Source organism: Bacteroides intestinalis (assembly GCF_003464595.1).
Taxonomy (GTDB): domain Bacteria; phylum Bacteroidota; class Bacteroidia; order Bacteroidales; family Bacteroidaceae; genus Bacteroides; species Bacteroides intestinalis_A.
Genome location: NZ_QRZF01000008.1, coordinates 1 through 21,304 on the forward strand (window position 1 = coordinate 1; position 21,304 = coordinate 21,304).

General features: G+C 43.8%; 19 protein-coding genes. 16 read left to right on the forward strand and 3 right to left on the reverse strand.

Annotated features, from left to right (window positions below; translation table 11 throughout):
- Positions 1-117: 117 nt before the first annotated feature.
- The 7 genes from DWW10_RS12705 (at position 118) to leuB (ending at position 7,175) form a co-directional block, all read left to right on the forward strand.
- Positions 118-357, forward strand: a complete 240-nt coding sequence (locus tag DWW10_RS12705) for a hypothetical protein (protein ID WP_022208084.1) — start codon at positions 118-120, stop codon at positions 355-357.
- 370 nt (positions 358-727) lie between these two features.
- On the forward strand, positions 728-2,224 hold the full coding sequence (locus DWW10_RS12710) for a 2-isopropylmalate synthase (RefSeq protein WP_007217258.1): 1,497 nt from the start codon (positions 728-730) through the stop codon (positions 2,222-2,224).
- Between the two features lie 41 nt (positions 2,225-2,265).
- Entirely contained in the window at positions 2,266-3,660 is a 1,395-nt protein-coding gene (gene leuC, locus DWW10_RS12715) for a 3-isopropylmalate dehydratase large subunit (protein WP_022393198.1), read from the forward strand.
- 61 nt (positions 3,661-3,721) lie between these two features.
- Positions 3,722-4,315 carry a 3-isopropylmalate dehydratase small subunit gene (leuD, locus tag DWW10_RS12720; protein ID WP_022393197.1) on the forward strand — a complete coding sequence of 198 codons (594 nt, stop codon included), beginning with the start codon at positions 3,722-3,724 and terminating at the stop codon, positions 4,313-4,315.
- Positions 4,305-5,858, forward strand: a complete 1,554-nt coding sequence (locus DWW10_RS12725) for an alpha-isopropylmalate synthase regulatory domain-containing protein (protein ID WP_007214990.1) — start codon at positions 4,305-4,307, stop codon at positions 5,856-5,858. The genes leuD and DWW10_RS12725 overlap by 11 nt, the downstream gene beginning before the upstream one ends.
- Entirely contained in the window at positions 5,855-6,124 is a 270-nt protein-coding gene (locus DWW10_RS12730) for a hypothetical protein (protein ID WP_259320477.1), read from the forward strand. Before DWW10_RS12725 ends, DWW10_RS12730 begins: the two co-directional genes overlap by 4 nt.
- Complete coding sequence (gene leuB / locus DWW10_RS12735; protein ID WP_007214989.1) at positions 6,114-7,175, forward strand: 3-isopropylmalate dehydrogenase; 1,062 nt, start codon at positions 6,114-6,116, stop codon at positions 7,173-7,175. The genes DWW10_RS12730 and leuB overlap by 11 nt, the downstream gene beginning before the upstream one ends.
- On the opposite strand, the gene DWW10_RS12740 is transcribed toward leuB, so the two are convergent.
- Positions 7,172-8,080: a cation diffusion facilitator family transporter gene (locus DWW10_RS12740; RefSeq protein ID WP_118422067.1), complete on the reverse strand. Its 909-nt coding sequence runs from the start codon at positions 8,078-8,080 to the stop codon at positions 7,172-7,174. The two genes, leuB and DWW10_RS12740, sit on opposite strands and share 4 nt — an antisense overlap.
- A 214-nt stretch (positions 8,081-8,294) precedes the next feature.
- Here DWW10_RS12740 and cysK point away from each other — a divergent pair, with 214 nt between their 5' ends.
- Together cysK and DWW10_RS12750 are read left to right on the forward strand one after the other, a co-directional pair.
- The gene (cysK, locus tag DWW10_RS12745; protein WP_118422066.1) at positions 8,295-9,245 is read left to right on the forward strand and encodes a cysteine synthase A; all 951 of its coding nucleotides are present in this window, start codon (positions 8,295-8,297) and stop codon (positions 9,243-9,245) included.
- Between the two features lie 190 nt (positions 9,246-9,435).
- The gene (locus DWW10_RS12750; protein ID WP_118422065.1) at positions 9,436-10,260 is read left to right on the forward strand and encodes a tetratricopeptide repeat protein; all 825 of its coding nucleotides are present in this window, start codon (positions 9,436-9,438) and stop codon (positions 10,258-10,260) included.
- Between the two features lie 86 nt (positions 10,261-10,346).
- Here DWW10_RS12750 and recQ read toward each other — a convergent pair whose 3' ends face one another.
- Positions 10,347-12,155: a DNA helicase RecQ gene (gene recQ / locus DWW10_RS12755; protein ID WP_118422064.1), complete on the reverse strand. Its 1,809-nt coding sequence runs from the start codon at positions 12,153-12,155 to the stop codon at positions 10,347-10,349.
- A gap of 278 nt (positions 12,156-12,433) precedes the next feature.
- Between recQ and DWW10_RS12760 the strand changes: the two genes are divergently transcribed.
- The 7 genes from DWW10_RS12760 (at position 12,434) to DWW10_RS12790 (ending at position 19,811) form a co-directional block, all read left to right on the forward strand.
- The gene (locus DWW10_RS12760; RefSeq protein ID WP_022393543.1) at positions 12,434-12,898 is read left to right on the forward strand and encodes a helix-turn-helix domain-containing protein; all 465 of its coding nucleotides are present in this window, start codon (positions 12,434-12,436) and stop codon (positions 12,896-12,898) included.
- Positions 12,899-13,001: 103 nt separating this feature from the next.
- Complete coding sequence (locus DWW10_RS12765) at positions 13,002-15,047, forward strand: dipeptidyl-peptidase 3 family protein (protein ID WP_118422063.1); 2,046 nt, start codon at positions 13,002-13,004, stop codon at positions 15,045-15,047.
- A 17-nt stretch (positions 15,048-15,064) separates the two neighbouring features.
- Positions 15,065-15,724: a DNA alkylation repair protein gene (locus DWW10_RS12770; protein ID WP_118422062.1), complete on the forward strand. Its 660-nt coding sequence runs from the start codon at positions 15,065-15,067 to the stop codon at positions 15,722-15,724.
- A gap of 111 nt (positions 15,725-15,835) precedes the next feature.
- Positions 15,836-16,324, forward strand: a complete 489-nt coding sequence (locus tag DWW10_RS12775) for a Fur family transcriptional regulator (protein WP_022393539.1) — start codon at positions 15,836-15,838, stop codon at positions 16,322-16,324.
- The gene (locus DWW10_RS12780; RefSeq protein WP_022393538.1) at positions 16,321-17,592 is read left to right on the forward strand and encodes an adenylosuccinate synthase; all 1,272 of its coding nucleotides are present in this window, start codon (positions 16,321-16,323) and stop codon (positions 17,590-17,592) included. The genes DWW10_RS12775 and DWW10_RS12780 overlap by 4 nt, the downstream gene beginning before the upstream one ends.
- An 83-nt stretch (positions 17,593-17,675) precedes the next feature.
- Entirely contained in the window at positions 17,676-18,983 is a 1,308-nt protein-coding gene (locus DWW10_RS12785) for an alpha-L-fucosidase (RefSeq protein WP_182021403.1), read from the forward strand.
- Between the two features lie 135 nt (positions 18,984-19,118).
- On the forward strand, positions 19,119-19,811 hold the full coding sequence (locus DWW10_RS12790; protein ID WP_009132767.1) for a zinc metallopeptidase: 693 nt from the start codon (positions 19,119-19,121) through the stop codon (positions 19,809-19,811).
- A gap of 86 nt (positions 19,812-19,897) precedes the next feature.
- Here DWW10_RS12790 and DWW10_RS12795 read toward each other — a convergent pair whose 3' ends face one another.
- Positions 19,898-21,103 (reverse strand): TPR end-of-group domain-containing protein, encoded by a 1,206-nt coding sequence (locus DWW10_RS12795; protein ID WP_022393536.1) that lies wholly within the window; start codon positions 21,101-21,103, stop codon positions 19,898-19,900.
- Positions 21,104-21,304 lie beyond the last annotated feature (201 nt).

A 21,304-nucleotide genomic window follows, 5' to 3' on the forward strand; every position in this document is an offset into this window, starting at 1 on the left:
TTAGAGGAAAGCCTCCATATCTAACGATATGGGGGCTTTTTGTATTTGTATAATTCTATTTTTTTGCTTATATTTGCGCCGCACTATTTATTATTAATGTTTAAAGCAAAATTAGAGATGAAGACAAAGTTATTTTTGGCAGCTGTTGCAGTTGCATTTTCTTTCGCCGTGACTTCTTGTGGTAACAAAAAGGCAGCTAATACTGAAGTAGAAGCTACTGAAGTTGAAGTTGTAGAAGAAGTACAGGCATGTGATTCAACAAAAGCTTGCTGCAAGGCAGATTCTGCTGCTTGCGATAGCACAAAAGCTTGCTGCAAAGAGAAAAAAGAATGTGATAAAGCTTGCGACAAGAAGTAATTCTTATCACATAGGATCATATAAAAAAGGGGCATACGTTCAAGTATGTCCCTTTTTTGTTATACTTTATAGAGTTATTTGATAGCATACTTATAAAATGATGTTTTTTTAGAGAAAAAAGTTACGAATTTGTTTGTATGCTACGAAATTATCTATACCTTTGCACCGTCATAATAAAAACAAGAAGATAAAAATGATACAGAACTTTACATATATTCTACTGTGTGGTATTATTATTCTACTGGCAAGGTTTAGTGGAAGTGAGTGCTGTGCGTGAATATATGTAACGATTAGGATATTCGAAAGCCTTTCTCACTTCCAAGTGCGAAAGGCTTTTTTTAATGGCAATAATTTATAAAAACTATAAGAAATGAGTGACAAGTTATTTATTTTCGACACAACGCTCCGCGATGGCGAGCAGGTTCCGGGATGCCAATTGAACACAGTGGAAAAGATTCAGGTAGCAAAGGCACTGGAACTGCTGGGCGTGGATGTTATTGAAGCCGGATTCCCGATTTCCAGTCCGGGAGATTTCAACTCTGTTATTGAAATATCCAAAGCGGTGACATGGCCTACTATTTGTGCATTGACCCGTGCGGTACAAAAAGATATAGATGTAGCTGCAGATGCTCTGAAGTTTGCCAAGCACAAACGTATTCATACAGGTATCGGTACATCGGATTCGCATATCAAGTATAAATTCAATTCCAATCGTGAGGAAATCATCGAGCGTGCAGTAGCTGCCGTGAAGTATGCCCGTCGTTACGTGGATGATGTGGAGTTCTATGCAGAAGATGCAGGTCGTACGGATAATGAATATCTGGCTCGTGTGGTGGAAGCTGTAATTAAAGCGGGTGCTACAGTAGTGAACATTCCGGATACGACCGGTTACTGTCTGCCGGATGAATATGGAGCGAAGATCAAGTATTTGATGGAGCATGTGAGTGGTATTGAGAAAGCGATCCTTTCTACGCACTGTCATAATGACTTGGGAATGGCTACTGCAAATACGATGGCCGGTGTACTGAATGGTGCCCGCCAGGTAGAGGTTACTATCAATGGTATCGGTGAACGCGCAGGTAATACTTCGCTTGAGGAAGTGGCTATGATTATCAAATGCCATAAAGATATTGAAATTGAAACGAACATCAATACACAGAAGATTTATCCGACAAGTCGCATGGTTTCAAGTTTGATGAACATGCCGGTGCAGCCTAACAAGGCTATCGTAGGTCGCAATGCCTTTGCACACTCATCGGGTATCCATCAGGATGGTGTGTTGAAGAATGTGCAGACTTACGAAATTATCGACCCGCACGATGTGGGTATCGACGATAATTCTATAGTATTGACTGCCCGTAGCGGACGTGCTGCTTTGAAGAACCGTTTACAGGTATTAGGCGTGGAGCTTGAACAGGAACAACTGGACAAGGTATATGAAGCTTTCTTGAAATTAGCGGATAAGAAGAAGGATATTAATGATGATGACATTCTGGTGCTTGCCGGTGCAGACCGTACACAGAACCACCGTGTGAAACTGGAATATCTGCAAGTGACCAGTGGAGTAGGTGTACGTTCGGTTGCCAGTCTGGGACTGAATATCTCCGGTGAAAAGTTTGAAGCGGCTGCCAGTGGAAACGGTCCGGTAGATGCAGCAATAAAGGCTTTGAAGAAGATCATTGACCGCCATATGACACTGAAGGAATTTACGATCCAGGCTATCAGTAAGGGTAGTGATGATATGGGTAAGGTGCACATGCAGGTGGAATATGACAATCATATCTATTATGGTTTCGGTGCGAATACGGATATTATTGCCGCATCGGTAGAAGCTTATATCGATTGTATCAATAAGTTCAAATCATAAGACTAACCTCAATTATAAATTGTAAAATCGTAATAAATCTGATGAATACATTATTTGATAAAATCTGGGATGCCCACGTGGTTCAGCAAGTGGAAGATGGTCCCACACAGTTATATATAGATCGCCTTTATTGCCATGAAGTAACCAGTCCGCAGGCTTTTGCGGGAATGCGCGCACGTGGTATCCAATGTTTCCGTCCGGAAAAGATTGTTTGTATGCCCGACCATAACACACCGACCCACGACCAGGACAAGCCGATTGAAGATCCGATCTCCAAAACACAGGTGGATACACTGGCCAAGAATGCGGAAGATTTTGGATTGACACATTTCGGCATGTTGCATAAGAAGAATGGTATCATCCATGTGGTAGGTCCGGAAAGAGGCTTGACATTGCCGGGAATGACGATTGTGTGTGGTGACTCGCATACTTCAACGCACGGTGCGATGGGAGCAGTAGCTTTTGGTATTGGTACAAGTGAGGTTGAAATGGTAATGGCTTCACAATGTATCTTGCAGACACGCCCCAAGACAATGCGCATCACAGTGGATGGAAAACTGGGTAAAGGTGTGACGGCAAAAGATATTGCTCTTTATATGATGTCTAAAATGACAACGAGTGGTGCAACCGGTTATTTTGTGGAATATGCCGGAGAAGCTGTTCGCAGTCTGACCATGGAAGGACGCCTGACGCTGTGTAACCTGAGTATAGAAATGGGTGCACGTGGTGGTATGGTGGCACCGGATGAAGTGACATTCGAATATATCAAAGGCCGTGAATATGCTCCGGCAGGTGAGGGATGGGAGAAGGCGTTGGCATACTGGAAGACGTTGAAGAGCGATGAGAATGCTACGTTTGATAAAGAAGTGCATTTTGATGCGGCGGATATCGAACCGATGATTACATACGGAACAAATCCGGGTATGGGTATGGGTATCACGCAGCACATTCCCACGACTGACGGAATGGGAGAGGCTGCAAAAACTTCATTCCTGAAATCAATGGATTATATGGGCTTCCAACCCGGTGAGGGAGTATTGGGCAAAAAGATAGATTATGTGTTTTTGGGTGCTTGTACGAATGGACGTATTGAAGATTTCCGTGCTTTCGCCTCGTTAGTGAAAGGCCATAAGAAGGCGGAACATGTGGTTGCCTGGTTGGTACCCGGTTCGTGGATGGTAGATGCACAGATTCGTGAAGAAGGTCTGGATAAGGTATTGGAGGAAGCAGGTTTTGCTATCCGCCAGCCGGGATGTTCGGCTTGTCTGGCAATGAATGATGATAAGGTGCCTGCCGGAATGTATGCGGTTTCTACAAGTAACCGTAACTTTGAAGGTCGTCAGGGACCGGGTTCACGCACGTTGCTTGCCAGTCCGCTGGTAGCAGCTGCGGCAGCAGTGACGGGAGTGATTACGGACCCGAGAGAACTGATGTAATTTCAGTCCTCCTGGCAGAAGTCATTAATAATAAGTATTTCAAAATCAAAGATAAGAAACAATGAAACAGAAATTCAATATCATCACCAGTACTTGTGTGCCTCTCCCGTTGGAGAATGTAGATACAGACCAGATTATTCCTGCACGTTTTCTGAAAGCTACGACTAAAGAAGGCTTCGGAGAGAATCTGTTCCGCGACTGGCGGTATGACAAACAAGGAAACAAAATCGACTCTTTCGTTCTGAACGATCCGACCTATAGCGGACAGGTGCTTGTAGCCGGAAAGAACTTCGGTTCGGGCAGTAGCCGCGAGCATGCAGCATGGGCCATTGCAGATTATGGTTTCCGCGTGGTAGTCAGCAGTTTCTTTGCAGATATTCACAAGAATAATGAACTGAATAATTTCGTATTGCCTGTAGTGGTGAGCGAACCGTTCCTGAAAGAATTGTTTGATTCCATTGCCGCCGATCCGAAAACGGAGGTAGTGGTGAACCTGCCGGAACAGACAATCATCAACAAGGCAACAGGTAAAAGTGAGACTTTCGAAATCAATGCTTACAAGAAACATTGCCTGATGAATGGCCTGGATGACATCGATTTCCTGGTAGAGAATAAAGATAAAATAGAAGCGTGGGAAAATAAAAATGAAGTATAAACAGCCCCAAATAGAAATCATGGACACCACGCTCCGCGACGGTGAGCAAACCAGCGGTGTGTCGTTCGTCCCCCATGAAAAGCTGATGATAGCCCGTCTGCTACTGGAAGAACTGAAAGTGGACAGGGTGGAAGTGGCTTCGGCACGGGTTTCGGACGGTGAGTTCGACGCAGTCAAGATGATATGTGACTGGGCGGCGCGGCGTAATTTATTGCCCCGGGTGGAGGTGTTGGGTTTCGTAGACGGGCATACGTCGGTAGACTGGATACACGCTACCGGCTGCCGCGTCATTAATCTTCTGTGCAAAGGTTCGCTGAAGCATTGCACATGTCAGTTGAGAAAGACCCCTGAAGAACATATCGAGGATATTATTGGCGTAGTGAATTATGCCAATGAGCAGGATATGGAGGTGAATATTTACCTGGAAGACTGGAGCAACGGGATGAAAGATTCTCCGGAGTATGTCTTCCAGATGGTGGATGCACTGATGCACACGAATATCAAACGGTATATGTTGCCTGATACGCTGGGTGTGCTGAATCCGTTGCAGGTCATCGAATATATGCGGAAGATGGTGAAGCGCTATCCGCATGCTCACTTCGATTTCCATCCGCATAATGACTACGACCTGGCAGTGAGCAATGTGCTGGCCGCCGTACTGAGTGGTGCGAAGGGACTTCATACCACGATCAACGGTCTGGGCGAACGTGCCGGTAATGCACCGTTGTCCAGTGTGCAGGCCATTCTGAAAGATCATTTCAATGCTATCACTAACATTGACGAAGGCCGTCTGAATGAAGTCAGCCGGGTGGTTGAATCTTATTCGGGCATCGCTATACCCGCCAATAAACCGATTGTAGGTGAAAATGTGTTCACGCAGGTAGCGGGGGTACACGCAGATGGAGACAATAAGAGTAACCTTTATTGCAACGATCTGTTACCCGAGCGTTTCGGACGTAAGCGGGAGTATGCACTGGGTAAGAACAGTGGTAAGGCGAACATCCGTAAGAATCTGGAAGATCTGGGACTGACGCTGGATGAGGATTCCATGCGTAAGGTGACGGAACGGATTATCGAGTTGGGTGACAAGAAAGAACTGGTTACTCAGGAAGATTTGCCTTATATCGTTTCGGATGTACTGAAGCACGGAGTGATGAATGAGAAAGTGAAACTGAAGACATACATCGTTAACCTTGCTTACGGTTTGAAGCCGATGGCTACGCTGAAGATTGAAATCAACGGACAGGAGTTTGAAGAAAGTTCCAGCGGTGACGGTCAGTATGATGCTTTTGTACGTGCTCTGCGTAAGATTTATAAGGTGACGTTGGGACGCAAATTCCCCATGCTGACGAACTATGCCGTAACCATCCCTCCCGGTGGGCGTACCGATGCTTTTGTGCAGACAGTGATTACCTGGAGCTATGACGGCACGGTGTTCCGTACACGCGGACTGGATGCCGACCAGACGGAGGCAGCGATTAAGGCGACGATGAAGATGCTGAATATCATTGAGGATGACTATGAACTTAAAAAATCAGAATGATGAACCCCGCTGAGAAAAAGAAATCATTCTTTGAAAATCATCCGAAGGTGTGTTATGCGCTGTATGCAGTCTTGCTCTTTGCTTTCAATCTCTTTCTGCGTTGGAAGGATAGGGAGTTGAGTGCGGACGAATATTTCATCTCTGCTATCAATACCCTTATACTAACAGCGGGTTTTGTGTGGGGCGACCGTTATCGTCGCAAAAATCTTGTGAATCAGAAGAAAATAGAAGAATATCTAAAAAATAAAGAAAACAATGGATTTTAAAATTGCAGTATTAGCCGGTGACGGCATTGGCCCGGAGATTTCCACCGTAGGTGTGGACGTAATGACCGCCGTATGTGAGAAGTTTGGACATAAAGTAAACTACGAATATGCCATCTGCGGTGCAGATGCTATCGACAAAGTGGGCGATCCGTTCCCCGAAGCTACTTATGAAGTTTGTAAAAACGCGGATGCTGTTTTGTTCTCGGCTGTAGGCGACCCGAAATTCGACAATGATCCTACTGCCAAAGTACGTCCCGAACAGGGGCTGCTGGCTATGCGTAAGAAACTGGGATTGTTTGCCAATATCCGTCCGGTACAAACTTTCAAATGTCTGCTCCATAAATCACCACTTCGTGCAGAACTGGTGGATGGCGCAGATTTTCTTTGTATCCGCGAACTGACCGGCGGTATGTATTTCGGTGAGAAGTATCAGGACAACGATAAAGCGTATGATACCAATATGTACACTCGTCCGGAGATTGAACGTATTCTGAAAGTTGGTTTCGAGTATGCCATGAAACGCAATAAGCACCTTACGGTGGTAGATAAAGCCAATGTGCTTGCATCTTCACGCCTGTGGAGACAGATTGCCCAGGAAATGGCACCGCAATATCCTGAAGTGACTACGGACTATATGTTCGTGGACAATGCAGCCATGAAGATGATTCAGGAGCCTAAATTCTTTGATGTAATGGTTACCGAAAATACATTCGGTGATATCCTTACGGATGAAGGTTCTGTAATCAGTGGCTCTATGGGATTGCTTCCTTCGGCTTCTACAGGCGAAAGCACTCCTGTATTCGAACCGATCCACGGTTCATGGCCACAGGCTAAAGGTTTGAACATCGCTAATCCGTTGGCACAAATCCTTTCGGCTGCCATGTTATTCGAATATTTCAATTTGCTGGAAGAAGGCGCATTGATTCGCAAAGCTGTAGATGCTTCTTTGGATGCTAACGTCCGTACACCGGAAATTCAGGTAGAAGGTGGTGCGAAGTATGGTACCAAAGAAGTAGGAGCATGGGTGGTAGATTATATCAAACGTAGCTAATCTTCGGCAAATACGGCTTCGCAATGTTCGCCCGGAACTTCAAACTCCAGGGTGGCATGGCCAATGCCGAAATCTTCAAGCCGGTGGCGGATAAGATGTTTCACCTCTTGCATACCTTCCGGTTGCTTTAAAACAATATGGGCTGTCAGTGCATTCTCTGTGGTGCTGATGGCCCATATATGTATATGGTGAACGTCATCAACACCGGGAAGGGCACGGATGGCTTCTACTACTTTTTGACTGTCTATACTCGTGGGCACGCCATCCAGCGTCAGACGAAGACTGTCATGCAGTAAATTCCACGTAGAGATGAGAATGACAACAGCCACAATCAGACCGATAATCGGGTCGATAATATACCAGCCGGTCCGGCTGATAACGATACCTGCCACTAATACTCCCACTGATACCAAAGCATCTGCCGCCATGTGCAGATAAGCCCCTTTTACGTTCAGGTCTTTTTCCTTATCTTTCATAAAGAGGAAAGCTGTGAATGCATTGATAAGTACACCCACACCCGCTACCCAAGCAATGGCTCCACCGGGAACAACTGCCGGATTACTCAGCTTATGAATACTTTCGATGACAATGGCGCCTACGGCTACCAGCAAAATGACTGCATTGAGCAGGGATACCAGGATCGTACTTTTTTTATAACCATACGTATAGCGTTCATTGGCTTTGACTTTGGCCAGGCGGAAAGCCAGCAATGCCAGCACGAGACTAACTACATCGCTTAGATTGTGTCCTGCATCGGAAAGCAGCGCGAGGGAATCGAACCAGAAACCGGCTGCAAACTCTATGACGACAAAGGCTAAATTGAGAACAATGCCTATAATAAATGCCTTGTTCAGCGACTCTGCGTTGATGGTATGGCTATGCTGATGTGAATGTTCGTGTGACATATATTTAATAAGGTGTAAGAGTTATATAAATTTTATTATGCAAATTTACGTGATAGAAATGTAACACTTGAGCAGCGAAATAGTTTTTTATCTATCTTTGTACGAAGATACCTGCTTATATTATTAGATTGGCTGAAAGGCTCTCAAGAAAAGCCTACTCATAATAAAAGCCTTTCAGGCTACCTGTAAAGCATAAATTAATAATTAGATTGTTATGGCAAAAATAGCAAAGAACCTGACGGAACTTATCGGTCGCACTCCGCTTATGGAATTAGCGGAATACAGTCGTAAATATGGACTGAAACAGAATATCATTGCAAAGTTGGAAGCGTTCAATCCGGCTGGGAGTGTGAAGGATCGTGTGGCGCTTGCCATGATCGAAGATGCAGAAGCGCGCGGAGCACTGAAGCCCGGTGCGACGATTATAGAGCCTACCAGTGGAAATACCGGTGTGGGACTGGCGATGGTTGCTACAATCAAAGGATATCACCTGATGCTCACGATGCCCGAAACCATGAGTATAGAGCGCCGTAATCTGCTGAAAGCACTGGGTGCTGAAATTGTACTGACAGATGGATTGGCCGGTATGGCCGGCTCCATTGCAAAAGCGCAGGAGTTGAGGGCATCTATTCCCGGTTCGGTCATCCTTCAACAATTTGAAAATCCTTCTAACGCACAGATTCATACGCTCACTACAGGTGAAGAAATCTGGACGGATACAGACGGAAAAGTGGATGTCTTTGTTGCCGGAGTGGGAACAGGCGGAACCATCTGCGGGGTGGCACGTGCCTTGAAAAAACATAATCCGGATGTGTATATTGTTGCCGTAGAACCGGAATCATCTCCTGTATTGGAAGGCGGAGTGGAAGGACCACATCGTATTCAGGGAATCGGAGCCAATTTTATTCCTGCTATTTATGATGCCTCCGTTGTAGATGAAGTGTTTCCTGTGCCCGATGATGAAGCAATTCGTGGCGGACGTGAGTTGGCGTCTACCGAAGGATTGCTGGCGGGCATATCTTCCGGTGCAGCTGTATATGCAGCGCGTTTGCTGGCACAACGTCCGGAGTTTGCGGATAAGAAGATTGTAGTTCTTCTGCCTGATACGGGAGAGCGTTATCTGTCGACAGAGCTGTTTGCATTCGAGACTTATCCGCTGGATTAGTTATCCTTATTAAACGCTTCGTTGTGTATTTGGAAATAAGTGTTTCCTCGTGTGGAACAAACAGTTTCAAGCGATGAAACAAGCAGTTTCTCAGTGTGAAACTAGGAGTTTCAAGCAATGAAACTAACCGTTTCAAGTAATGAAACAAATGATTTCCTGTCTTGAAACATAATCTTTAAATAAATTAAAAATGAAGAAGTCTGTTCTTTCTTTCCTTATATATATAATAGGTGTATCTCCAGTGTTTGCCCAAACCTATCAGGAACTTTCGGACCGTGCCATTGCTTGTACGGAACAAGATAGTCTGGCACAGGCGGAAAATTATATCCGCCAGGCTTTGAAACTGGAACCTGCTAATCCGCATAATGCCTTATTGTTTTCTAATCTCGGTACTATCCAACGTCGGCAACGGGATTATGATCAGGCTTTAGAATCCTACACGTATGCCTTGAACATTGCTCCACGGGCAGTTCCCATTCTCTTGAATCGTGCCGCACTGAATCTTGAAATGGGACGGAATGAGCAGGCACGTGTAGACTATTCTTTAGTGCTGGATCTGGAAAAGGATAACCGGGAAGCACTCCTGATGCGTGCCTATATTTATGTGACTCTGCGCGATCTCAAATTTGCCCGGGCAGATTATGAACGATTACTGAAGCTCGATCCTCAGAATTATAATGCCCGTTTAGGACTCGCTACTTTGGAGCAGAAAGACGGAAATTTACAAAAAGCCTTGGAGATATTGAATAAGATGCTGGTAGAAGATCCGCAGGATGCAGCCTTATACGTAGCACGTGCGGGAATAGAACAGGATATGCAGCATGTCGATCTGGCAATGATTGACTTGGAAGAAGCTCTGAAACTGAATCCTTCGCAAACGGAAGCCTATCTGATGCGCGGACAAATCTATCTGTCCCAGAAGAAGAAAAATTTGGCAAAGCAGGATTTTGAGAAAGCAATGTCTCTTGGAGTGCCGCAGGCGGATCTCAGAGGATTGCTACAGCAATGCAAGTAGTGATTAGGGGTTAGTGATAAGTGATTAGTAAGCTACGCTGTTATACCGCATGGCACTAATCACTTATCACTAACCCCTAATCACTATTAAACGTATTTCTTGATTAACTCGACAAAGTCCTTTCCGTATTTCTTCTTTTTATATTCACCGATTCCGCTGATATTGCCGAACGCTTCCATTGTAGTAGGGCGGGCGGTGCTGAGTAAATGCAATACCTTGTCGGAAAGTACAATATAAGCCGGTAGTGCTTCCTGGTCTGCAAGCCGTTTCCGTAACGCACGCAGAGCTTCGAAAAGTTCTTCGCTTTCTGTGTTCGGTAACCCCAATGGTAGCTCTCTGACCGGAATCGTTGATTTTTTCTTTCTCCCTTTGGCGGGTGCGGACTCTTCACGCCGGATTACTGCCAACCGTGCTTGTGCCCGTCCGAAGAGGACATCACTACCGCTGCTTGTTATTTTCAGATGGTTGTTTTCGTTGTATGCTATTTCAAAATACCCCAATTGTAACATTTGTAGCAAGTAGTCCTGCCAGTCACGGGCAGGAACTTCACGTCCGGCACCAAACGTTTTCAGTTGCTGATATCCTTTCTCCGATACATCCGGAGTGTTATTTCCGCGTAAGATATCTACAAGAATACTCGTGCCAATCTGCTGTTCTGTACGGACAATAGCGCTTAAAGCTTTTTGTACAATAACAGTTCCGTCAAAACGTTGGGGAGGATTTTTGCAGACATCGCAGTTTCCACAATCCTCTGTAGTGGTCTCTCCGAAATAACTCAACAGGATGCGACGCCGGCAAACATCAGCTTCTGCATATTGTTGCATACGTTGTAACTTCTCCAGATTGATGCCTTGCTGACCGCTTTCCGTCGCAAACTTGGTTAATAGAATAAGGTCGGCCAGAGAATAAAATAAGAGAGTGTCACTTGGCAACCCATCTCGTCCGGCACGCCCAATCTCCTGGTAAAAACTCTCTATACTCTTAGGCAGATTGTAATGGATGACCCAGCGCACATTACTTTTATCGATTCCCATACCGAAAGCAATCGTGGCACAAACTATTTGTACACGGTCGTTGATGAAATCATTCTGTGCTTCATCCCTTCGGGCGGAGGATAACCCGGCATGATAAACGCCTACACGGAGCCCTTGCTTTTGCAGCATTTGTGCCACTGTCTCCGTTTTGCTGCGACTCATGCAATAGATGATGCCGCTTTCACCGGGATGGCGACCGATGAAATCCAGAATTGCTTTACTTTTTTCTTTCTGTTGGTATCCCCGTTTCACGGTAAGACTCAGGTTGGGACGGTCGAATGAGGAGATGAAAATTTTCGGCTGGCGGAGATGTAACTGTCGTACAATATCTTCGCGTGTAATTTTATCTGCCGTAGCAGTAAGAGCTATAACCGGAATATTGGGAAACATCTCACGTATGAATCCCATTTGTGCATATTCCGGACGAAAATCATGTCCCCATTGAGAAATGCAATGCGCTTCATCGATGGCAAATAATGAGATATGCATATCTCTTAAAAGATAGTTGGCTTCAGCTATTAATTTCTCAGGCGAAATGTAGAGTAATTTCAGTCTCCCTTCCATGCAAGCACGGCGTAGAACGGCATTTTCAGTCTCGTCATTACTGCTGTTCAGAGCACCCGCGGCTACACCGTTGGCACAAAGTGATTCCACCTGATCTTTCATCAGGGAAATCAAAGGGGAAACTACTACGGCAGTTCCTTCGCATAACAGGGCCGGAAGCTGGTAACAAATGGACTTTCCACCTCCGGTAGGCATCAATACCAGTGAGTCTCTTCCATCCAGTACTGTGCGGATAATCTCTTCCTGTAAAGGCCGGAAACTGTCGTAACCAAAATATCGTTTAAGCGTTTGTATCATTTTCGCTGATAAAGTTTTATCCTGCAAAGGTACATTAATTATTGTATATAAAACAAGCTGATAAACGTATTCATTTTATATCATAAGCTCTTTTGTAAAGGTTAAAGTTTCTTATTAAATCGGCTCAAATACTACTTTTCAACCTTTTTCGTTGTTTATAGGTCAAAAATATGTACGAGAAAAGTTGCGTATTAAAAAAAAATGTCAGACTTTTGTAAAGTCTAAAGGAAAATCCTTCGGGCTTTCATGTTTTAACAAACCCTAACCAGTTAATTCAAATGAGTGATTTAGAAAACAAGAATCAGGAAGCGGCTCCTAAGAAGCGCCCTTATAACCTGAGAGAGAAAAAAGAGAAGAATGCCGCTTACCGCTCGTTAATTCGTCCGGAATTGGCAGATGAGTTGTATGACAGGATATTGAATATCGTTGTTGTACAGAAGAAGTACAAAGATCCCGATTACTCGGCTAAAGACTTGGCGAAAGAGTTGAAAACCAACACTCGCTATCTGTCTGCTGTAGTAAATTCTCGTTTTGGTATGAACTATTCATGCCTGTTGAATGAGTACAGAGTAAAAGATGCTAAGCATTTATTGACGGACAAGAGATATGCCGACAAGAATGTAGAAGAAATTAGCACGATGGTAGGTTTTGCCAACCGTCAGTCTTTCTACGCTGCATTTTATAAAAATGTAGGTGAAACTCCTAACGGATATCGTAAAAAACACGCAGATAAAAAACTGTAATTCTGCGTAGAACAATGTATAAAAAGGAAATATTCCGGAGCAACTGTTTCGGAATACTTCCTTTTCGTCTTTTCTAAATACCAACTCACATATCTCCCGACACATGAAGAAACAACTAATGGCATGTGCCGCTTTTGCATTGCTGACAGCTTGTAGCGGTTCGAAAACAACAACTGCCGAGGCAGATAAATTTGATTATACAGTGGAACAATTTGCAGACTTACAAATATTACGTTACCGGGTTCCCGGTTTCGAGAACTTGTCGCTCCAACAGAAAGAGCTGGTGTATTACCTTACGGAAGCTGCTTTGCAGGGCCGTGACATTCTCTTCGATCAGAATGGAAAATATAACCTGCGCATTCGGAGAACATTGGAAGCAGTTTATACAGGATATAAAGGAGACAAAAATACGCCTGATTTTAAGGCGATGGAAGTATATCTTAAACGTGTGTGGTTTTCTAATGGCATTCACCACCATTATGGCTCTGAGAAGTTCGTGCCTGGTTTTGCTCCCGAATTTTTCAAAGAGGCTATGCTGAGTGTAGATGCCTCTACATTGCCGCTGGCTGAAGAACAAACCGTAGAACAATTATGCGATGAGCTGTCTCCGGTTATTTTCGATCCGACTGTAATGCCGAAGCGCGTGAACCAGGCAGCAGGAGAGGACTTAGTGTTGACTTCTGCTTGCAACTATTATGACGGTGTGACGCAGAAAGAAGCTGAAGACTTCTATAATGCAATGAAAGACCCGAAAGATGAAACGCCTGTTTCTTACGGTCTGAACAGTCGTCTGGTGAAGGAAAACGGCAAGATTCAGGAAAAGGTCTGGAAAGTGGGTGGTCTGTACGGACAGGCTATCGATAAGATTGTATACTGGTTGAAGAAAGCGGAAGGCGTGGCTGAAAATCCGGAACAGAAGGCTGTGATTGCCGAACTGATAAAGTTTTATGAGACCGGTGATCTGAAGACTTTTGATGAATATGCTATCCTTTGGGTGAAAGATTTGAATTCCCTTGTGGACTTTGTGAATGGATTTACTGAAAGCTATGGTGATCCGTTGGGTATGAAGGCAAGCTGGGAATCATTGGTGAATTTTAAGGATATGGAAGCTACGCATCGTACTGAGATTATCAGTGGCAATGCGCAATGGTTTGAAGATCACTCTCCGGTAGATAAACAATTCAAGAAAGATGAAGTGAAAGGTGTTTCCGCTAAGGTGATTACTGCTGCTATTCTGGCCGGTGACCTTTATCCGGCAACGGCTATCGGTATCAATTTGCCTAACTCCAACTGGATACGCAGCCATCATGGTTCTAAATCTGTGACTATCGGTAATATTACGGATGCATATAATAAAGCAGCTCATGGTAACGGATTCAATGAAGAATTTGTGTATAGCGATGCCGAATTGCAGTTGATAGATAAATATGCCGATCTGACCGGTGAACTTCATACGGACTTGCATGAATGTCTGGGACATGGTTCCGGAAAGTTGCTTCCGGGAGTTGATCCGGATGCTTTGAAAGCTTATGGCTCCACGATTGAGGAAGCACGTGCGGACTTGTTCGGTCTGTATTATGTAGCTGATCCTAAGTTGGTAGAATTGGGGCTGACACCCAATGCAGATGCTTACAAAGCAGAATATTATACTTATCTGATGAACGGCCTGATGACACAGTTGGTTCGCATTGAACCGGGTAATAATGTGGAAGAAGCCCACATGCGTAATCGTCAGCTCATTGCCCGCTGGGTGTTTGAGAAAGGTGCGGCGGATAAAGTAGTAGAACTGGTGAAGAAAGATGGTAAGACTTATGTAGTAGTGAACGATTACGAAAAATTGCGTGCACTCTTCGGTGAATTACTGTCCGAGATCCAACGTATCAAATCAACAGGCGATTATCAAGGTGCGCATGATTTGGTGGAAAACTATGCAGTGAAGGTAGATCCGGCTTTGCATGCCGAAGTTCTGGAACGTTATAAGAAACTGAACTTGGCTCCGTACAAGGGATTTGTAAATCCGAAATATGAAGCAGTGGTAGATGCAGCCGGTAAGATAACCGACGTAAAAGTGACTTATGACGAAGGTTATGCGGAACAAATGTTGCGTTACAGTAAGGATTATTCTAATCTGCCTTCTATTAATAATTAACTATAAATCATTGTTTTGTGGATTTACATGAACAACTGAAAGAAATAAAGACACAGCTCCGCCTCTCTATGAACGGGGCTGTGTCTCAAAGTATGCGTGAAAAGGGACTGGTTTACAAATTGAATTTCGGTGTAGAACTTCCCCGTATCAAAGCAATTGCCGGAGAATATGAAAAAGATCACTCATTGGCGCAAGCCTTGTGGAAAGAGGATATCCGTGAATGTAAGATTATGGCGGGACTGTTACAGCCTGTAGACAGCTTCTTTCCGGAGATTGCTGATATCTGGGTGGAAAGCATTCAGAATATTGAAATAGCGGAACTTACTTCCATGAATCTGTTCCAGTATCTTCCATATGCTCCTGCGAAGTCTTTTCAATGGATTGCCGATGAGCGGGAGTATATACAGACGTGTGGTTTTCTCACCATTGCCCGCTTGCTGATGAAGAAGGGGGATATGAATGAACGTACTGCGAACGAATTTCTCGACCAGGCAGTTTGTGCTTTCATTTCCGGTTCCTACCACGTGCGCAATGCAGCTATGGCGGCCATTCGCCGCTTCATGCAGCATAGCGAAGAACATGCTTTCCAAGTATGTCGCCGGGTGGAAGAGATGGAACATTCCGAATCGGAAGCCGAACTGTTGTTATATAATCTTGTAAAAGAAGAAATAGAATAAAGTGATAGGGTGATTACTCTATCACTCTTTTTTTGTTTTTTTTCCCCTTTCTCATTTGCTTTCCGCAAAAAAGGCTTAACTTTGTTGGCTGTAAAAAACTGCGCCGCCAAAATGGAAAGTCAGAATGTGAAAGATACGGTAAAGCAGATATTCACTGAATATCTCAACGCGAACGGGCATCGCAAGACTCCCGAGCGCTATGCCATACTCGATACTATCTATTCCATTGATGGTCATTTTGACATCGATACACTTTATTCGCTGATGGCTGACCAGGAGAATTTCCGTGTAAGCCGCGCGACTCTTTACAATACTATTATCCTTCTCATCAATGCAAGACTGGTTATTAAACACCAGTTCGGAAATTCCTCCCAATACGAAAAGAGCTATAACCGTGATACGCATCACCATCAGATCTGCACGCAGTGTGGTAAAGTGACTGAGTTTCAGAACGAAGAATTACAGCAGGCGATTGGGAATACTAAATTGAGTCGGTTCAGTTTGTCGCATTATTCGCTTTATCTGTATGGATTGTGCAGTAAGTGCGACCGAGCTAACAAACGTAAGAAGAAAAGTAATAACCATAAGAAAGAAAAATGAAAGTAGATGTTCTATTAGGATTACAATGGGGCGACGAAGGCAAAGGCAAAGTCGTTGACGTATTAACTCCGAGATACGATGTCGTGGCTCGCTTCCAAGGCGGACCGAATGCCGGACATACACTCGAGTTCGAAGGGCAGAAGTATGTGCTCCGTTCTATTCCCTCGGGAATTTTCCAAGGTGACAAGGTGAATATCATTGGTAATGGCGTAGTGCTTGATCCGGCTCTCTTCAAGGCAGAGGCTGAAGCATTGGAAGCATCCGGTCATAACCTGAAAGCGCGCTTGCATATCTCTAAAAAGGCGCATCTCATCTTGCCGACCCACCGCATATTGGACGCCGCTTACGAAGCTGCGAAAGGTGATGCTAAAGTAGGCACGACGGGTAAAGGTATCGGTCCGACTTATACCGATAAGATTAGCCGTAACGGTCTGCGTGTAGGTGATATCCTGCATAACTTCGAACAGAAATATGCTGAAGCCAAAGCTCGTCATGAGCAAATTCTGAAAGGTTTGAGTTATGAGTATGACCTGACAGAGATTGAAAAGGCCTGGATGGAAGGTATTGAGTTCCTGAAGCAATTCCCGTTGGTAGACAGCGAGCATGAGATCAATAACCTGCTGAACGATAATAAGTCAGTACTTTGTGAAGGTGCTCAAGGTACGATGTTGGATATCGACTTTGGTTCTTATCCGTTCGTTACTTCTTCCAATACTATTTGTGCAGGTGCATGTACCGGTTTGGGTGTGGCTCCAAATAAGATTGGTGAAGTTTATGGTATCTTCAAAGCATATTGTACACGTGTAGGTGCAGGTCCGTTCCCGACGGAACTGTTTGATAAGACAGGTGACCAAATTTGTACACTGGGACATGAGTTCGGTTCGGTAACAGGTCGTAAACGTCGTTGCGGTTGGATTGACTTGGTGGCGTTGAAGTATGCCATTATGGTAGACGGTGTTACCAAATTGATCATGATGAAGAGCGATGTACTCGATTCATTCGAAACAATCAAAGCCTGTGTAGCTTATAAAGTAAACGGTGAAGAAATTGATTATTTCCCGTATGACATCAGCGAAGGTCTTGAGCCGGTTTATGTTGAGTTACCCGGTTGGGAGACTGACATGACGAGAATGCAGAGCGAAGACGAATTCCCTGAAGAATTTAATGCTTACCTGACATTCCTGGAAGAACAGCTTGGTGTGCCCATCAAGATTGTTTCCGTAGGTCCTGACCGTGGACAGACGATTGAACGTTATACAGAAGAGTAAGTCTAATTATATTATAATGAGATTACATCAGTATATGTGCTGATGTAATCTCATTTTTTTATTAACTCATCCGCATACTTATGATGAAAACACAACTTCTTTTATTTCTTTTGTTTGCAGCATCCTTTTTACCTGCAAAGGCGCAGACTTATCAACCGTCTGCTGAGAACCTGAAAGCCCGTCAGGAGTTTCAAGACAATAAGTTTGGAATATTTCTGCACTGGGGACTATACTGTATGTTGGCTACCGGTGAATGGACAATGACCAATAAAGATTTGAATTATAAAGAATATGCCAAACTTGCCGGAGGTTTCTATCCCTCCAAGTTTAGTGCGGCTGAATGGGTAAGTGCTATTAAGGCATCCGGAGCCAAGTATATCTGCTTTACAAGTCGTCATCATGAGGGCTTTTCTATGTTCCATACTAAATATTCTGATTATAATATTGTGGATGCCACTCCTTTCAAACGGGATATCGTGAAAGAACTGGCAGATGAATGTCATAAACAGGGGATTCGATTACATTTTTATTATTCCCATATCGACTGGTATCGTGAAGATGCACCGTGGGGACGCACAGGGCGTGGAACCGGACGTCCTAATCCGAAGGGAGACTGGAAAAGCTATTATACCTTTATGAACAACCAGTTGACGGAGTTGCTGACGAACTATGGTCCGATAGGTGCTATCTGGTTCGATGGCTGGTGGGATCAGGATGCTAATCCTGATTTCGACTGGCAGTTACCGGAACAGTATGCGTTGATACATGGCCTGCAACCTGCTTGCTTGGTGGGCAACAATCATCACCAGATGCCTTTCCCTGGAGAGGATATACAGATTTTCGAGCGTGATCTGCCGGGTGAGAACAGTGCAGGGCTTTCCGGACAAGATGTCAGTCGACTGCCTTTGGAAACTTGTGAAACCATGAATGGAATGTGGGGATATAAAATAACCGACCAAAAGTATAAGTCAACGAAAACTTTGATCCATTATCTGGTGAAGGCTGCCGGAAAGAATGCAAACTTGTTGATGAATATAGGCCCTCAGCCTGACGGATGTCTACCGGAAGTGGCAGTTCAGCGGTTGAAAGAAGTAGGAGAGTGGATGAAAGTTTATGGTGAAACGATTTACGGTACGCGTGGTGGTATGGTTGCTCCACATGACTGGGGTGTGACAACGCAAAAGGGAAACAGGCTCTTTGTTCATATTCTGAACCTGACGGATAATGCACTGTATCTTCCATTGGATGGAAAAATGGTGAAGAAAGGCTTTCTGTTTAAAGATCAATCTCCGGTACGGATCACTCGTGCCGGACAGGGAGTGGTGTTGCAATTACCGGAAGTTCCTGCAGATACAGATTACGTGATAGAGTTACAACTTGTTGGGCAGTAGCTGGTTTTCGCTAATTCTTCCTAAAAGATAAAGGAAACTGTAGTAAAGCTCACGGTTTCCTTTTATTTTTGGCAAACAATTTGTATTGTATATAACAAACGACACATTTTTAATTACTAAAAACAGAAAAAGAATATGGAAGGAATGATAGGAATACAATGGATTATCTTTATTGGTATAGCTGTGGTCAGCTGGCTGGTGCAAATGAACTTGCAGAACAAGTTCAAGAAATACTCCAAGATCCCTACCGGTAATGGAATGACGGGCCGTGATGTTGCCCTTCAGATGCTACATGACAATGGAATTTATGACGTTCAGGTGACTCATACGCCGGGACAACTGACAGACCACTATAACCCTGCCAATAAGACAGTAAACTTGAGTGAAGGTGTATATGAAAGTAATAGTATCATGGCTGCTGCCGTTGCTGCTCACGAGTGTGGTCACGCAGTACAGCACGCACGGGCTTATGCTCCGCTGACTATGCGTAGCAAGCTTGTACCGGTGGTATCGTTTGCTTCACAGTGGATGACCTGGTTGTTGCTAGGTGGTATCTTGCTGCTAAATACATTCCCACAATTGTTGCTGGCAGGTATTATTTTGTTTGCTATGACAACGCTGTTCAGTTTCATCACTTTGCCGGTGGAAATAGATGCAAGTAAGCGTGCATTGGTATGGTTAAGTCGTTCGGGCATTACGAACTCTTACAATCATAAACAGGCTGAAGACGCACTTCGTTCTGCTGCTTATACCTATGTAGTGGCTGCATTAGGCTCATTGGCAACACTGATTTATTATATTATGATATTTATGGGACGCAGAGACTAATCTTATCCAATATATAAAACGATAAAAACAGACCATCTATTCACTGCGAATAGATGGTCTGTTTGCTTAAGATAGATGGTCTGTTTTTATTTCTGATATGGTGATTGCCAGAACCAGTCGGCATCATAAGTGATGTAGGAACCTTTTTCCATGTCATTATAATAACCGGTAGGCATAAGGGCAACATAGTCTGCAGGGTTATACTTTTTGTCTTCTGTACCGAATTCGCTACGGAATGTACAATTAATATAATACAAGTTCTTAGCCATGTAAGAGTCCAGATAGTCTTCTTTAGTGGTTTTTCGTTTATTATTCCAGTTGGCTTCTTCATTCAATACCAGTGGCAAGCCTGTACGCATTCGTTCGCGTACTTCCGGTATGCTGAGCATGGTACCATTTTCGTCCATGACCCAAGCATTTTGTGTAGGGTCTACCCATACCCATTTATCCAGAGCTTTAGAATAAACAGCATTAATAACGTGACAATCACTGATGAATTTTTTAGGCATACAGGTTATAAAACGTGATTTGAAACCCATTGCGAGGTAACATTCATTCAATACAGTGGCCAGTCCGCGGCAGTTCAAACCACGGGAACCGTCTTTACAGGCTTCCGCCAAGGCAATGGAATTTAGATGCTTAGGGTTGCCATGTTGTCCGTCATGTTTGATTTTATTATGTATAAAGGTCAGTATGTTTTTTATCTTCGAGAGTTCATCCCCTGTGCCAGCTACGCTATCTAATCTAAAATATTCCTTCACACCTATCAGATTACTATCGTTCGGCTCCATATATGTGAAATGGGGAGGAGTACTAGTATATTCGGCTGCTTTTTGCAGAATATAAAGATAATCTCCTTCTTCTCTGATTTTAGTCAGTATCTCCTGGAATTTCTTTTCGTTGCGTATGTTATCCAAATCTGTATCTTTCTGTATGTGAGCGTAATTGATATATCCATTCTGAAAAGCCAGATCAAAATGTTTCAAAGCATCTTCTGTCTTTTTTTGTAGAGATTGGTAACAGGCAATATCATAATAATAGTATCCATAGTTTAATTCTATTCCTTTCTGTACTGCTTCCGGAAGTTTCTTGTAATTGTCGATGATATCCCAGTTGCACTGTTCTACTTTTGCATAATCTTTTTTATCTAAAGCTTGTTTTTTCTCTTGCCTCAATGAGTTGAGTGTCTTGTAAAACTCGTCTTTCATTTTAGACTCTTCCGGGTTTTGTGCCCAGCTGATAGTAGAGCAACATAGGAACACTGCGAATAATAAACTGATTTGTTTTTTCATAATATTCTTCTTTTAATGTTTTTGGTAACACCTATAGCAAATGATATGCCGAAAGGATAAGGTGTTGATATCTAATTGAATGTATGTATTGGGCATTGTTCGAAAGCGGACATGTTCTCCATATACGAACACATGGCTATGTACATATTCATTCAAAATCTCCTGTCTTTCTTTCAGCTAATTCAATAATTTGCCGTAAAT

Bases quoted from the DNA above. Each gene is read 5' to 3' on its own strand.
- DWW10_RS12705 (WP_022208084.1), top strand. From the start codon at position 118: ATGAAGACAAAGTTATTTTTGGCAGCTGTTGCAGTTGCATTTTCTTTC.
- DWW10_RS12710 (WP_007217258.1), top strand. From the start codon at position 728: ATGAGTGACAAGTTATTTATTTTCGACACAACGCTCCGCGATGGCGAG.
- leuC (WP_022393198.1), top strand. From the start codon at position 2,266: ATGAATACATTATTTGATAAAATCTGGGATGCCCACGTGGTTCAGCAA.
- leuD (WP_022393197.1), top strand. From the start codon at position 3,722: ATGAAACAGAAATTCAATATCATCACCAGTACTTGTGTGCCTCTCCCG.
- DWW10_RS12725 (WP_007214990.1), top strand. From the start codon at position 4,305: ATGAAGTATAAACAGCCCCAAATAGAAATCATGGACACCACGCTCCGC.
- DWW10_RS12730 (WP_259320477.1), top strand. From the start codon at position 5,855: ATGATGAACCCCGCTGAGAAAAAGAAATCATTCTTTGAAAATCATCCG.
- leuB (WP_007214989.1), top strand. From the start codon at position 6,114: ATGGATTTTAAAATTGCAGTATTAGCCGGTGACGGCATTGGCCCGGAG.
- DWW10_RS12740 (WP_118422067.1), bottom strand. From the start codon at position 8,080: ATGTCACACGAACATTCACATCAGCATAGCCATACCATCAACGCAGAG.
- cysK (WP_118422066.1), top strand. From the start codon at position 8,295: ATGGCAAAAATAGCAAAGAACCTGACGGAACTTATCGGTCGCACTCCG.
- DWW10_RS12750 (WP_118422065.1), top strand. From the start codon at position 9,436: ATGAAGAAGTCTGTTCTTTCTTTCCTTATATATATAATAGGTGTATCT.
- recQ (WP_118422064.1), bottom strand. From the start codon at position 12,155: ATGATACAAACGCTTAAACGATATTTTGGTTACGACAGTTTCCGGCCT.
- DWW10_RS12760 (WP_022393543.1), top strand. From the start codon at position 12,434: ATGAGTGATTTAGAAAACAAGAATCAGGAAGCGGCTCCTAAGAAGCGC.
- DWW10_RS12765 (WP_118422063.1), top strand. From the start codon at position 13,002: ATGAAGAAACAACTAATGGCATGTGCCGCTTTTGCATTGCTGACAGCT.
- DWW10_RS12775 (WP_022393539.1), top strand. From the start codon at position 15,836: ATGGAAAGTCAGAATGTGAAAGATACGGTAAAGCAGATATTCACTGAA.
- DWW10_RS12780 (WP_022393538.1), top strand. From the start codon at position 16,321: ATGAAAGTAGATGTTCTATTAGGATTACAATGGGGCGACGAAGGCAAA.
- DWW10_RS12785 (WP_182021403.1), top strand. From the start codon at position 17,676: ATGAAAACACAACTTCTTTTATTTCTTTTGTTTGCAGCATCCTTTTTA.
- DWW10_RS12790 (WP_009132767.1), top strand. From the start codon at position 19,119: ATGGAAGGAATGATAGGAATACAATGGATTATCTTTATTGGTATAGCT.
- DWW10_RS12795 (WP_022393536.1), bottom strand. From the start codon at position 21,103: ATGAAAAAACAAATCAGTTTATTATTCGCAGTGTTCCTATGTTGCTCT.